Raw genomic sequence first — 14,044 nt, forward strand, 5'->3', positions numbered from 1 at the left:
CGTCTTAGTAAACTCCGTGATTTTCACGGGGTTTATCTTAATGCCGATCGTTTAAGGATCGAGATACTGGGTGCTACCACGGTGCGGGGCATCCCTGCGGGAGCCTCATCACCGTGTTTCCCCCTAACACTATACTTAAGTGGCCAGTATGAGTGTTTACTCTGTTGTTTCAGCACGCTATGACACAGTGGACGCTTTGCTCGTCCGTATTTTGAAAACGAAATATTTATTGCGCTTCTGTCACGGCTCCCTGATGCATTTGCTGCCTGATCGGATGGTCGTTGCTATCCACGCCTTGCAGCGTACCGTTTAACGTCGGCTTCAGCGGTGTATCGGCGGCAAGCCGCCCATTCAACTGCAATTGCAAATTCGTGTTGCCTGTCGGTGCGGTTGTGGGTTCTGGCCATCCCCAGCGCGTCAGTACATCCAGCGGTACAGCGCGCCCTGTCAGCGACAGGGAAAAATTGCGAGCCGGTTGCTGATTGATGGTCGCCTTGGCATCCAGCATGCCATTTTGCGTAAATGCGCTAAGTTCGTTAATGGCGATCTGATTATCGTTGGCCACTAGCGCTATCGAAGGGCGGCGAACATCGACTTTATTGAACGTTGCGTTGCTGGCATTAAGATTCAACGATCCCGTCCACATTCCCCATTGGTGGTTACGAGCCAGCAGCAAATCGCTGCCGTAGCCATCCAATGCGGTTAGCTGGAAAGGAAAATCTGGGTTGATATCGATTAGCAGATTGCGATTCGCCGTGAATTTTCGCACATTCACTTCTGCCAGCCATGATGGAAGCGTCGCTTGCCAGCGTTGACGCCAGTCACCGGGGAGCGTGTACTCCATCCCTGCGACAACAAATTCATTTAGCTGTAGACGACGATTATTACGCTGCCAATTGCCATTGGTTCGCAGTAGACCGCCTTCCCAGCGGGTAGAAAACTGCTTGATGTTAATGCCCGCCGGCGACAAATCCAGATTTACGATAGGGTCGATAAGGTGCATGTTGCCGTTCACAATGTCGGTGGCATTGAACGACAGCGTTCCCCCTTCACTTTGCCAGTCATTCTGTTTAAACGTGACATTTTGCAGGGCAACGTCAAGGTCGATAAACGCCCATCCCGGCCCTTCAATTCGGGCATCAATCAGGTCAAAGCGGTTAACCGTAACAGAGGGAAGTTCGGTGACGGGCTGCCAGAAAGCTTCCGGCGTTCTCTGCGTTTGCAAACGAACATTACTTAGTCGTAGGCTACCGACCTGCCAACTGCCATCTTCTGCACGGCTGGCGTTGCCCGTTAACTGTCCCTGAGCGACATCAGCGCCGAAGTTGCTCAGAATCAGCTGGTTGTGGTTGATTTCACCCTGAACCAATACCTGACTGGCGGGAATATCGTTGAGTTCGAGTGAACGGGCGCTGAGCTGGAACTGCCCTTGTTTGCCTAGTAGATAGCCCGCTTCGGGCTGCCACGGCATAATGCCGCCGTTGATCTGTTGACCATTCAGACGCCAATCACCGTCCTTTGCCTGTAATGCCATTGTACGCAGCTGTAGCACATCGGCTTCGATAGGGAGTGTGGCGGCCTGCGAGGAAAGGTTCAGCGTACCGCCTTCCAGTTCCAGACTGGCAAAATGGCGCGGTTCGGTAACTTGGCGCGCGCTAAACCCTGCTGAAACCTGCTTTGCAGTGAGTGTCGGCGGTTGGTTTTTCTGGCCAAAACTGACATCGGTGAGTTGGATATGATCGGCTGTTGACCAGTCATGATTAATTTTGCCCAGTGATAACTGGTAGTCGGTGTTCTGGTTCACCCAATTACTCACCCAGCCTGCTGCCCAACTGGTTTGCAGTAATACGTATACGACCACCAGCGCTAAAAAAGCCAGCAGCAGCAGGGTCAGCAATAATTTCCCGATAAATTTCATCGTGTCAGTCCATGCCAATCGTCAGGGAGAACTGTTCTTATGCCGCAATTTCCCTGAAGGCTCAATAGGTAATGCTGTTACAGACAGTAAAAAGCGAGCGGTGTTGCATCACCGCTCGCTTTTACATGAACTGAACAGGAATTATTGCGTGCTGGCGCTATTTTTCTTCGTGTGGGAAGACGATATTCAGCACGATTGCCGTAATCCCGCCAGCGGCAATACCGGAAGACAGCAATGTTTTAATCCAATCCGGTGCGAATTGCAGAATCAATGGCTGCTGTGATACACCAAGACCGACAGCCAGTGACAGCGCAATAATCATGATAGCGCGACGGTTCAGCGGCTCACGGGACACAATGCGTACTCCTGATGCCGCGATCGTACCAAACATCACGATAGTCGCACCGCCCAGAACGGGCTCTGGAATATGCTGTACAAATCCGCTAACGGCAGGGAATAGCCCCAGTGCGATCAGCATCAGCGAAACCACAAAACCGACATAGCGGCTGGCAACACCGGTAAGCTGGATAACGCCGTTATTCTGGCCGAAGCACGAATTAGGGAAGGTATTAAACACGGCAGACAGGCATGAGTTCAGGCCATTAGCCAGCACGCCGCCTTTTAAGCGTTTCATGTACAGCGGGCCTCTGACCGGCTGCTCTGAAACGTCAGAGGTAGCGGTGATGTCACCGATGGTTTCTAACGACGTCACCATGAAAATCAGCATCAGCGGGATTAACAGGTTCCAATCAAAGCCTAAACCGTAATACAGCGGCGTGGGCACCATGATGACCGTATCGTGTGGCGCAGGCGCGCTTTCCGGCAGCATTCCCATCAACCAGGCACCTAGATAACCCACCGCCATGGCAATCACCAGCGACGCGACGCGAAGGTAGGGGTTACGCTGGCGGTTAAGCAGAATAATCACCACCAACACCGCACCCGCTAATAGCAGGTTCTTGGGTGCGCCGAAGGTGTTATTACCCATTGCGGCATAGCCGCCACCGATAGAGGTCAGGCCGACCTGAATCAGCGACAGACCAATGATCATCACCACAATGCCGGAAACCAGCGGCGTAATGATACGGCGAGTTAAATGCAGGAAGCGTGAAAGAATGATTTCGGTGAAGGAAGCAACCATCAGCGTACCGAACAGTGCTGCCATCATCGTGGGAACATCTGCTCCACCGTTCTTCAGCGCCAGCCCACCCATAATCAGCGGCGTCACGAAGTTAAAGCTGGTGCCCTGAATAGACAGCAGACCAGAACCGACTGGGCCCCAAGTTTTAATTTGTAGAATAGAGGCCAGACCGGAAGCGAAAAGCGACATGCTGATGATGCGCTGCGTATCCTGAGCGGGTAAACCTAATGCCTGACAGATCAGTAGCGCGGGGGTAATCACCGCAACAAACATGGCAAGCAGATGCTGGCTGGCGGCAAACAGCGTCTGCGGCAGCGGCGGCCTGTCTTCAAGACGATAGATGAGTTCACTGCGCTGAGGTGCGGCAGCGGCTTCGGTTTGGGACGTTTCCGTGGTGGTAGTCATGATGTAAGTTGGCGTTCCTGAAACGACAAAGAGCGCATTTTAATGATCTCTTTGTCGAAAGCAAACGTTTGCTAACTCATCTTTTCGATATGAATTTTGTCTGATGAGTAATACCTTATTATTTAAATGGATATACCCGTCATACTTCAAGCTGCATGTACGTTGGCCGCGTTCACTCACCCGAATCACTTACTTGAGTAAGCTCATCGGGATTCCTTCGCTTGCCGCCTTCCTGCAACTTGAATTATTTAGTGTATAGTTTTAAAAAATGAAGAATGCGTCGCTGCGATCAGGCGTTGGTGTAGCGTGCGCGCTCGGGTAGCCAGCGTTCGATGAGCGCAATAGCATGCTCGGGATAGTGCTCATGCAGATGGCGGGCAACGCGATGTACTTGGGGTATCAAATCCCGATCGCGCAAGAGATCGGCCACTTTGAATTCTGCGTTCCCAGTCTGCCGCGTACCTAATAACTCACCCGGTCCACGAATCTCCAAATCGCGTTGAGCGATGACAAAGCCATCGTTGCTATCGCGCAGAACCTGAAGCCGTTTTTGTGCCGTCTTGCTCATTGGCGTTTTGTAGAGTAGCACGCAGTGAGACGCTATCGCACCACGCCCGACGCGCCCGCGTAACTGGTGCAGTTGCGCCAGGCCCAGACGCTCTGGGTTCTCAATGATCATCAGGCTGGCATTGGGTACATCCACACCGACCTCGATAACGGTTGTCGCCACCAGCAGTTGCAGCTCACCCTGTTTGAAGGCCTGCATCACCGACAGCTTTTCCTGCGCTTTCATGCGACCGTGAACCAATCCGACCTTGAGATTCGGCAGAGCAGCCTTCAGCTCTTCGCTGGTGGCTTCTGCGGCCTGCGCTTCCAATAGGTCGGATTCTTCAATCAGCGTACAGACCCAATAGGCTTGTCGACCTTCCTGCTCACAGGCGCTATTCACTCGCTCGATAATGTCGCTGCGGCGTGAGTCGGGTATGGCGACGGTGGTGACAGGGGTTCTGCCCGGCGGTAGTTCATCAATTACGGATGTATCCAGATCGGCATAGGCCGTCATCGCTAACGTACGGGGAATGGGTGTGGCGGTCATAATCAGTTGATGAGGGTGAAAGCCCTGTTCTTCGCCTTTTTCCCACAGCGCAAGGCGCTGATGAACGCCAAAGCGGTGCTGTTCATCAATGATGACCAATGCCAGCCCGTTGAATTTCACCTGCTGTTGAAAAATGGCGTGCGTCCCGACAACCATAGAGACCTGACCGCTGGCGATGGCATCCTGCTGCGCCTGACGCGCTTTTCCTTTTTGTTTGCCAGCTAGCCAGCCGACTTCAAGCCCCAGTGGTTCAAACCACTGACGAAAATTATGGACGTGCTGTTCGGCTAGCAGCTCTGTTGGTGCCATCAGCGCGACCTGTTTGCCGTTGGCAATCGCACGTAATGCGGCCAGCGCGGCGACCAGCGTTTTTCCTGAACCCACATCACCCTGTACCAGACGCATCATCGGGAAATCTTTCGTCATATCCATTTCGATTTCGGCTACGACGCGCTCTTGTGCCTGCGTAGGTGTAAACGGCAGAGCTGCGAGCAACTGTTGTTTCAGGCTGTCTTTAGTCGGTAGCGGAGACGCTTTATGCCGTTGTTCCCCTGCCCGCACGGCGAGCATACTTAGGTTATGTGCCAGTAATTCTTCCATAATCAGCCGCTGCTGCGCTGGGTGTTTCCCATGCTCAAGTTCGCTAAGCTGCATATCAGGCGGGGGACGATGTAACGTGCGTAGCGCATCTGGCAGGCTAATCAGCGATCGACTCAGTGATTCAGGCAGTAACTCATCGATGTGGTTTGCGGCGAGCAGCTCCAGCGCCTGATCGGTGAGCTTGCGCAGGGTCGCCTGACGAATGCCCTCCGTGGAGGGGTAAACCGGTGTGAGCGATTCCTGTAGCTCAACCTGCGTACTATCCCCCTGAACACGATATTCAGGATGGATGATCTCCGCGCCGATTTTGCCGCGCTTTATTTCACCATAAGCGGTAACGCGTTGTCCCGGCGCGAGGCTGTTTTTCATCGCTGCGCTGAAATTGAAGAAGCGCATGGTCAGCAGACCGCTGCCGTCGCTGATTTGGCAGGTCAACATGCGACGGCTGCCAAAGGTGATGTCGTTGCGTAGGATTTCACCTTCCACGGTGGCATACATACCGGGAAGGAGGTCGCCAATCGGGTAAAGGTGTGTGCGGTCTTCGTAGCGCAAGGGCAAATGCAGCAATAAATCCTGCACGGTTTCCAGCCCGAGTCGTGCGAGTTTTGCTGCCTGACTGGCACCCACGCCAGCAAGTGTGCTTAGCGGTTGGGTATTCAGCAGGCGACCTTTCATCAGCACCCCGACGATTGCATCGCGGCCCACCACGGGGTATCCGCTACAATCTGACCCTGATGGTCAATATAAGGGCGAGGCAGCCCTTTATGTTTTGCAACGCGAGCCAGTACCGGATATCCCCCTTCAAACAGTAGGCGCTGCTGCTCTTCTTCATCCAGCGGGCTATCTTCACGCTGATACATGCCAGCGATCTGGCGTTGGCGCTGTGCTTCATACAGGATCAACGCAGAGGCCACCGAGACATTCAGCGACTGCACCATGCCGGTCATCGGAATGATGATATCCCGATCGGCCAGCTTGAGCGCTTCAGCAGTTATGCCGGTTTTTTCTTGCCCGAGTAAAATACAGGTTGGGCGGGTGTAATCAATTTCCCGAAAATCGACCGCGTGTTCAGACAAATTGGTCGCCAGAACCTGCATCCCTTCATTCTTCAGGTGGCCGACCGCATCCTGTATGGTGCGATGGGTTTTAACCTGCACCCAACTATTACTGCCTGCGGCGGAGGAAACCAGCGTTTTCATTCGACTGGTGGGCCAAATCGCATGGACCTGATGTACGCCGACGGCATCCGCGGTACGGATAACGGCAGAAATGTTATGGGGTTTATGCACCTGCTCCATGCAAATCGTCAGATCGGGCTGACGGCCGTTCAGCATTTCTTTTATCCGTGCATAACGTTGAGGAGTCATGACGATTAATTTCGGTTACGGTTAACTTTGATGACGTCCGGCATCACGCGAATTTTACGCATAATGTTAGCCAGATGAACGCGATCAAGGGTGGTGAGGCGGATAAAGGCGCTGTATACGCGGCCGTCCTTCTCTTCCGTATTGATACTCTGAATATTGGAGTTCGCGGCGTTGATCGCGGCGGTCAGGTTCGCCAATGCGCCCTGATGGTTGAACATATCCACTTTAATTTCGGCGATAAACTCTTGTTCTGTCACCTTATCCCACTCTACCGCCATGAATTTTTCAGGTTCTTTCTGGTAGCCGCGAATGTTGCGACAGGATTCATGGTGAATAACCAACCCTTTACCGGGGCTGACGTGGGCAATGATCGGATCGCCGGGGATGGGGCGACAGCATTTGGCAAAGGAGAGCATGACGCCATCTGCGCCTTTTATCGGCAGTTTGCGCAACCCGGAGGTTCCCAGTTCGGATTGCTCATTCAGCAGATTTTTCGCTACAACGACGCTCATGGCATTACCCATACCAATTTCCGCCATCAGATCGTCCAGCGTAGCGAGCTTCATGCGCTCAAGCTCAAGCTGAATCGACTTTTCAGGGATATCGGAGAGTTTGCGGCCGTTGCCTAATGCGTGGTTCAGTAAACGACGTCCGAGGCTCACAGAATCATCACGCTTGAGGTTTTTCAGCATCTGGCGAATTTTGGAACGCGCTCTGGAGCTAACCACAAAGTTGAGCCAGGCGGCATTCGGTCTGGCACCCGGTGCGGTAATGATTTCAACGGTTTGACCGCTGGTGAGTGATTGTGACAGCGGGTAAGGCTGACGATCGACGCGTGCACCGACGCAGGCGTGGCCGATATCGGTGTGTACCGCATAGGCGAAATCGACAGGCGTTGCATCTGCGGGAAGTTCCACAATGCGCCCTTCCGGCGTAAAGACGTACATCTCGTCAGGGAAGAGATCGGATTTAACGCTTTCAATAAATTCAAATGAGCTACCAGCGCTTTGCTGAAGTTCCAGCAGGCTTTGCATCCAGCGCTGCGCGCGTACTTGTGCTGTGGTGCTGCTCTCGCCTTCTTTATAAGCCCAGTGCGCGGCAACACCCATTTCCGCCATTTGATCCATGTCGTCGGTGCGAATTTGCACTTCGACTGGCACGCCGTGCGGACCAATCAGAGACGTGTGCAGCGACTGATAGCCGTTGGCTTTGGGAATGGCGATATAGTCTTTCACCCGACCCGGGCGTGGCTTATACAGGCTGTGAACCTGACCGAGCACGCGATAGCAGGTGTCCAACTCTTTGACGATGACCCGAAACGCGTAAATATCCATAATGGAGTGAAAACGCTGTTCTTTCAGGTGCATTTTACAGTAGATGGAGTACAGATGTTTTTCGCGACCGCTAACGCGGCAGGCAATCCCAGCTTCAGTCAAACGCCCTTCGATTTCCGCCAGGATTTTCTGAATCATTTCCTTGCGGTTACCGCGAGCGGCCTTAACGACCTCTTTAATTACGCGATAACGATTCGGATACAGTGCCTCAAAACCTAGTTCTTCCAACTCGGTTTTGAGGTGATGGATACCCAGTCGATGGGCCAGCGGACTGTATATTTCCAACGTTTCACGAGCAATGCGGCGACGTTTGTCTGGGCGTAATGAGCCCAGCGTGCGCATGTTGTGGGTACGGTCTGCGAGCTTGATCAGGATGACGCGAATATCTTGCACCATCGCCATGATCATTTTGCGAAAGTTTTCAGCCTGCGCTTCTTTCTTATCGCGGAACTTCAGTTTGTCCAGCTTGGAAACGCCCTCTACCAGTTCAGCAACGCTTTTACCAAAAAGCTGTTCCATGTCCTGATAAGTGGCCGGGGTGTCCTCTATAACATCATGCAACAGTGCTGCCATCAGCGTTTCGTAATCGAGACGCATCTCCGCCAGAATACAAGCGACGGCAACAGGGTGTGTGATATAGGGTTCACCGCTGGAGCGAGTCTGCCCCTCGTGAGCATCACGTGCAACCAGATAAGCCTGCTGTAAACGTTTGATCTGATCTTCGGGCAGATAACGTTGAATCAGCAGATTAAGGCTTTCAAAAATGTACAAGGGCGACTCGTGGTGTGATTAACGGCGGCCTTCAGCAATTGCGGTGACCGCCTGAATCTCTGCGGCTTCCTGCTCTTGCTGTTCCTGACGGTCACGAACATCCAGAATCTGGTTGTTGATCAGACCGTCTTCGATTTCACGCAGTGCAATCACGGTGTACTTATCGTTTTCTTCAGGAACCAGCGGATCTTTGCCGCCAGTCTGGAGTTGACGCGCGCGACGAGCAGCGACCAACACCAGGTCAAAACGGTTACCAATTTTCTCTACAGCGTCTTGAACAGTTACGCGTGCCATAATGTGCTACTCCACAGGAAATAAAATGACTGCGCATCATACTGAAAGAGGCGTCAGTCTGCCAATAGTTTGGTGATTAATGCATCATGCCGAATCTTTTGTCTGCTCAAGCGCAGACGTTCGGCGCGAATAATGGTTTTCAGATCGAGCAGCGCCAGATCGAAATCATCATTCACAATCAGGTAATCATACTCGCCGTAATGCGTCATTTCAGCCACGGCCTGCGACATACGGCGGGCAATGACTTCATCGCTGTCTTGCCCACGGCCACGCAGACGGCGAGCCAATTCTTCTTTTGACGGCGGCAGAATGAAAATACTGCGCGCTTGCGGCATTTTGGCGCGGATTTGCTGGGCACCTTGCCAGTCGATATCCAGAAAAACATCAACGCCTGTCGCTAATACCTGCTCAATTGCCGGTCGGGATGTACCGTAGTAATTACCGAAGACTTCAGCGTGCTCCAGAAACTCACTATCCTGAATCATACGCTTGAATTCATCAGCTTCGACGAAGAAATAGTGTTCGCCGTGGTTTTCTCCCGGTCGTTTAGCGCGTGTGGTATGCGAAATTGATACCTGAGTGTCGTAAAGCGGCTGAGTTTTTAATAATGCCTGAATCAGGCTGGACTTCCCGGCCCCACTGGGAGCAGAAACGATATATAACGTGCCTTGAGCCATAATGAAGTTTATTTACGTTACGATGGTGGATGTTGATATACCCGTCATACTTCAAGCTGCATGTGTGTTGGCTTCCTCGCTCACCCCAGTCACTTACTTGAGTAAGCTGTTGGGGACTCACTGTGTCGCCGCCTTCCCGCAACTCGAATTATTTATGGTATATACAGCAGGAACATGCGCATTTCTCCGCATTATACACGCCAATGTGCCATCAGTCGCGCTGCGATAAATACTCCGCAGATTGTTTTTCCGTTATGCCATCGGGCAAACCTTTTGCCAATGTTTCTTTTTTAGATTGCGAAGCGCGTTCCTGTCCTTTTTATCGGCACTGCAAACGATAAATTATCTTGCGGCGCGTTTGGCATTTATCCTTTTTGGGTCTCGTATTTTTCCCTCCGTTGCTATGTACTGCGGCCATTCGTTAATGGATGGCAGGATGTACTATGTGGCTGAGGAACAGCGTATTTTTGATTATCATCGTTGTTGGGGGCATCGGTGGTTTCCCTGCGGTAGCTGCCGTGTGCCCTGATTGGGATAACACACGAGCCAGCAAAGAAATTGATGCATTGCGTCAGCAGTTAGAACAGTGGGATGACGTGTATTACACCGAAGGGAAAAGCCCGATAGAGGATGATGTTTATGATCAACTGCGGGAACAGCTAAACCAGTGGTCACAATGCTTTCAACCCCAAAACGTTATTCCCGCTCGGTTACCTGATAATGGCAAGCAGCCTCATCCTGTTGCCCATACAGGATTGAAAAAATTGTCTGACCGCGTGCAGTTGGTGCAATGGATCGTACAGCGTGAGGATTTATGGGTTCAGCCAAAAGTCGATGGTGTGGCTGTCACACTGGTTTATCAGCATGGCAAACTCGTATCTGCGGTTAGCCGAGGCAACGGCCTGCAAGGTGAAGATTGGACTGAAAAAGCTCGCCTGATTCCAGATATTCCTCATTTATTAAGCGGTGCACCCTCCTCATTCGTATTACAAGGGGAGCTTTTCCTGAAGATGACCGATCATCGACAGTATGCTCAGGGCGGTGTTAATGCACGCTCGATTGTGGCCGGAGAAATGCGTCGTCATCAGCCATCCCCGGTGTTATCGCAGATTGGCCTGTTTGTCTGGGAATGGCCGGATGGCCCAAAAGCGATGCCCGAACGACTGGATAAATTGAAGGAAATGGGGTTTGCCATGACGGCAGACTATACCCATGCCATTGAGTCATTCGCCGACGTGGAGAAATGGCGTGACCACTGGTATCACAGCCCACTGCCTTTTGTGACGGATGGCGTGGTTATCCGCCAGACTAAAGAACCGCAGGGGCGCTATTGGCGTAACACATCGGCCGACTGGGCGATCGCATGGAAATACCCGCCTGTTCATCAGGTTGCTGAAGTGGTTGATGTGGCGTTTTCTGTCGGGCGGACGGGTAAAGTCGCAGTGGTGTTGAAGATTAGTCCTTTGAAATTGGATGACAAATCGGTCAGTCGAGTGAATGTGGGTTCGCTATCTCGTTGGAAACAATGGGATGTGCTGCCGGGCGATCGGGTTAGCGTCAGCCTGGCTGGGCAGGGGATCCCACGTTTGGATAATGTGGTATGGCGTGGGACTGAACGGCCCGTCATCGTTTCGCCCGATGAACATAATTTCCATGCTTTTAGCTGTTTTCGTTATAGTGTGGTTTGCCAACAGCAATTCTTGGCGCGCTTAGTCTGGTTGAGTGGAGAACACGGTTTAAATCTGGCGGGAATGCGTGACGGGATGTGGCTGCGCTTGATGCAACATGATTTACTGGGGGATGTGCTGTCGTGGTTATATCTGACCGAGGCACAGCTTAATGCCGTCAATGGTATGGGTGATAAGCGGGCGCGAGATATTTACATGAGTTTGCAGTCGGCACGACAGAAGTCGCTATCCCACTGGCTACTTGCACTGGGCATTCCTGTTCCTCGTTCGGCAATTAGCGCCTTGAATAATGTTAATTGGTTGGCATTACAGCAACGGACGGCGCAACAATGGCGACAGTTCTCCGGTATTGGGGAACGACGCGCAGAAGAGATTATGGCATTCCTGAATCACCCAATCGTTATGGAATTAATTGCTCGGTTGGATCTCGAAGGAATACATAGATAAGCGGGGGGGATTTTTCAGAAAACGTTGGAGTCACACTTTTTATTTTTTCGTAGATTCATTCACACAAAAGGACAATTTTTTTCTGTTTTTTCCACTTAATCATAAGTAAAGTTTACCAATTAAACGGTGTGAGCCTATTTGCTGTTTGCGATATAAAAATGCGTGAGAGAGTCTGATTATTTCCGTTGAACTCAGGCATGGGGATGTTGTCGTATAGCTTCAGATAATAAGAAAGGTTTTGTTGGAGCACTTGTCATAATGAAGTTTGTAGCATCTTTTTCGCAACCCAAGTTATCGTTTGTCCTGGCAGTTTATATTGGCCTTTTTCTCAATATCTCAGTGTATTACCGCCGATTTGATTATTTTTCACTCTCTGCTGGTAGCCAGGTTCCAACATTTATTCCCGCTCTTGTCGAATTGACCGCGAGTATCTTATTCACCTTTTTCCTGATGAGAATCATTTCACTCGGGGGGCGTCGTTTTTATCGAATTATTGCTTCTTTGTTAGTGCTGATTTCCGTTGCTGCAAGCTATTACATGACGTTTTTTAATGTCGTGATTGGTTATGGCATTATTGCAGCGGTCATGACCACGGATATTGATCTTTCTAAAGAAGTTATTGGTTTTCGTTTCTTCCTGTGGATGCTGGTGGTGAGTGCGCTGCCGCTGTTTTTGATCTGGAAAAACTCGCTGCGTCATACGCTGATTGAACAGCTTAAATCACCGGGAAAGCGTTTGATTCCTCTTTTGGTTCTTGTGGCAGTCGTTGCGCTGGTTTGGATGCCGCTTCGCTATATGGGCAACATTCAGTCGATATCCGAGCGAGAATCCAATGTGGATTTGCCCAGCTATGGCGGCGTAGTCGCTCACTCTTATCTACCTTCTAACTGGTTGTCCGCGTTAGGATTATTTGCGTACACCAAGTATGACGAGAGTCTGGACTCCTCCAATCTTTTCGATCCGGCTCAGCATTTTACCTATGTCCCGCCGAAAGGCATTGACGATACCTACGTGGTTTTCATTATTGGTGAAACAACCCGCTGGGATCATATGGGGCTGTTAGGCTACGAGAGAGATACGACGCCGAAGTTATCAAAAGAAAAAAATCTGGTCGCATTCCGTGGCCAATCGTGTGATACCTCAACCAAGCTTTCCATGCGCTGTATGTTTGTGCGAGAAGGCGGTACGGAAGACAACCCGCAGCGAACTCTGAAAGAACAGAATGTCTTTGCTGTAATGAAAGAGTTGGGCTTCACCTCCGAACTGTTTGCTATGCAAAGTGAGGTGTGGTTTTACAATAGCATTGAAGCGAACAACTATTCCTTCCGCGAAATGATCGCGTCAGAGAAACACAATGACGGCAAATCAGTGCAGGATATGTTGCTGGTTGATGAGGTCAAGGAATCGCTGGGGCGCTACCCTAAAGGTAAGCATCTGATTGTGCTGCATACCAAAGGCTCTCACTACCTGTATTCCATGCGATATCCCCGCAGTTTTGCGCGCTATCAGCCAGAGTGTATGGGCGTTGATGCATCCTGTACGCGTGAGCAGCTGATTAATGCTTTTGATAATAGCGTGCTCTATACCGATAGCTTCATTGATAGCGTGATCGATCAGGTTCGGGATAAGAAAGCGATTGTGTTTTATGCCTCCGATCATGGTGAGTCCATCGATGATAACTATCATTTGCACGGTACGCCGCGTCAGATGGCACCGCCTGAGCAGTTCCGTTCACCGATGATGGTATGGACATCGGATAAGTTTCTGGCTGACACCGATAATCTGCATGCGTTTGAGCAGTTGAAAGCGCAACAGCGTGTTGGCAAAACACATCGCCACGAAGAGCTGTTTGACACGATTCTCGGATGTCTGGGATACACGTCACCTGACGGCGGTATTAACCCTAAAAATAACTGGTGTCAGAAACCGGCTAATTGATATGAACCACGGACAAGGACGTCGGTTTCAGGCTGTAAATACAAGGAATGGATACTTTAACAGCAGCCGAAATCCTTTTGCTAAAAAGGGATTGACGCCTCAATAAGGTAGCAGTAATATGCGCCCGAATTCGGCGAGTAGCGCAGCTTGGTAGCGCAACTGGTTTGGGACCAGTGGGTCGGAGGTTCGAATCCTCTCTCGCCGACCAACATTCTTCCCCAGTAAATCATTCTCATCTTTCCTCCTATTCAAATATTGTCTATTAATACAATTCAGTTATAAAACCAGTCATTTATAAAAATAGTCCTTTATAAGATTAGGGGCTTCTCTTCTCAGTGTTTTTGATGTCGATCATTGGCATATTCTCC

Annotated in this window: 9 protein-coding genes and 1 tRNA gene; 3 read left to right on the forward strand and 7 right to left on the reverse strand. The window is 51.0% G+C overall.

Translation table 11 applies throughout. The features are described 5' to 3' along the window. Window positions 1–226 precede the first annotated feature (226 nt). From DCX48_13725 to DCX48_13755, 7 genes are all read right to left on the reverse strand, one after another. Window positions 227–1,918 (reverse strand): AsmA family protein, encoded by a 1,692-nt coding sequence (locus DCX48_13725; protein QXE15489.1) that lies wholly within the window; start codon window positions 1,916–1,918, stop codon window positions 227–229. Between the two features lie 157 nt (window positions 1,919–2,075). Further along, on the reverse strand, window positions 2,076–3,464 hold the full coding sequence (locus DCX48_13730) for a uracil-xanthine permease (GenBank protein ID QXE15490.1): 1,389 nt from the start codon (window positions 3,462–3,464) through the stop codon (window positions 2,076–2,078). A gap of 289 nt (window positions 3,465–3,753) precedes the next feature. Next, on the reverse strand, window positions 3,754–5,835 hold the full coding sequence (recG, locus tag DCX48_13735) for an ATP-dependent DNA helicase RecG (protein ID QXE17245.1): 2,082 nt from the start codon (window positions 5,833–5,835) through the stop codon (window positions 3,754–3,756). After that, window positions 5,835–6,527, reverse strand: a complete 693-nt coding sequence (gene trmH, locus DCX48_13740; GenBank protein ID QXE15491.1) for a tRNA (guanosine(18)-2'-O)-methyltransferase TrmH — start codon at window positions 6,525–6,527, stop codon at window positions 5,835–5,837. The genes recG and trmH overlap by 1 nt, the downstream gene beginning before the upstream one ends. Window positions 6,528–6,532: 5 nt before the next feature. Further along, window positions 6,533–8,632 carry a bifunctional GTP diphosphokinase/guanosine-3',5'-bis pyrophosphate 3'-pyrophosphohydrolase gene (spoT, locus tag DCX48_13745; protein ID QXE15492.1) on the reverse strand — a complete coding sequence of 700 codons (2,100 nt, stop codon included), beginning with the start codon at window positions 8,630–8,632 and terminating at the stop codon, window positions 6,533–6,535. Window positions 8,633–8,650: 18 nt separating this feature from the next. Next, entirely contained in the window at window positions 8,651–8,926 is a 276-nt protein-coding gene (locus DCX48_13750; protein ID QXE15493.1) for a DNA-directed RNA polymerase subunit omega, read from the reverse strand. 53 nt (window positions 8,927–8,979) lie between these two features. After that, a complete protein-coding gene (locus DCX48_13755; GenBank protein QXE15494.1) occupies window positions 8,980–9,603 on the reverse strand; it encodes a guanylate kinase in 624 nt (207 codons plus the stop codon). 443 nt (window positions 9,604–10,046) lie between these two features. On the opposite strand from DCX48_13755, the gene ligB reads away from it, so the two are divergent. The 3 genes from ligB to DCX48_13770 all read left to right on the forward strand — a co-directional run bounded on the left by ligB (window position 10,047) and on the right by DCX48_13770 (window position 13,884). Continuing rightward, window positions 10,047–11,738, forward strand: coding sequence for an NAD-dependent DNA ligase LigB (gene ligB, locus DCX48_13760; protein ID QXE15495.1), 1,692 nt, complete (start codon window positions 10,047–10,049; stop codon window positions 11,736–11,738). A gap of 258 nt (window positions 11,739–11,996) precedes the next feature. Then, on the forward strand, window positions 11,997–13,676 hold the full coding sequence (gene eptB, locus DCX48_13765; protein QXE15496.1) for a kdo(2)-lipid A phosphoethanolamine 7''-transferase: 1,680 nt from the start codon (window positions 11,997–11,999) through the stop codon (window positions 13,674–13,676). Between the two features lie 131 nt (window positions 13,677–13,807). Beyond that, window positions 13,808–13,884, forward strand: a tRNA-Pro gene (locus DCX48_13770). Window positions 13,885–14,044 lie beyond the last annotated feature (160 nt).

The sequence above is a fragment of the Pectobacterium atrosepticum genome, assembly GCA_019056595.1.
GTDB classification, from domain to species: Bacteria; Pseudomonadota; Gammaproteobacteria; order Enterobacterales; family Enterobacteriaceae; genus Pectobacterium; species Pectobacterium atrosepticum.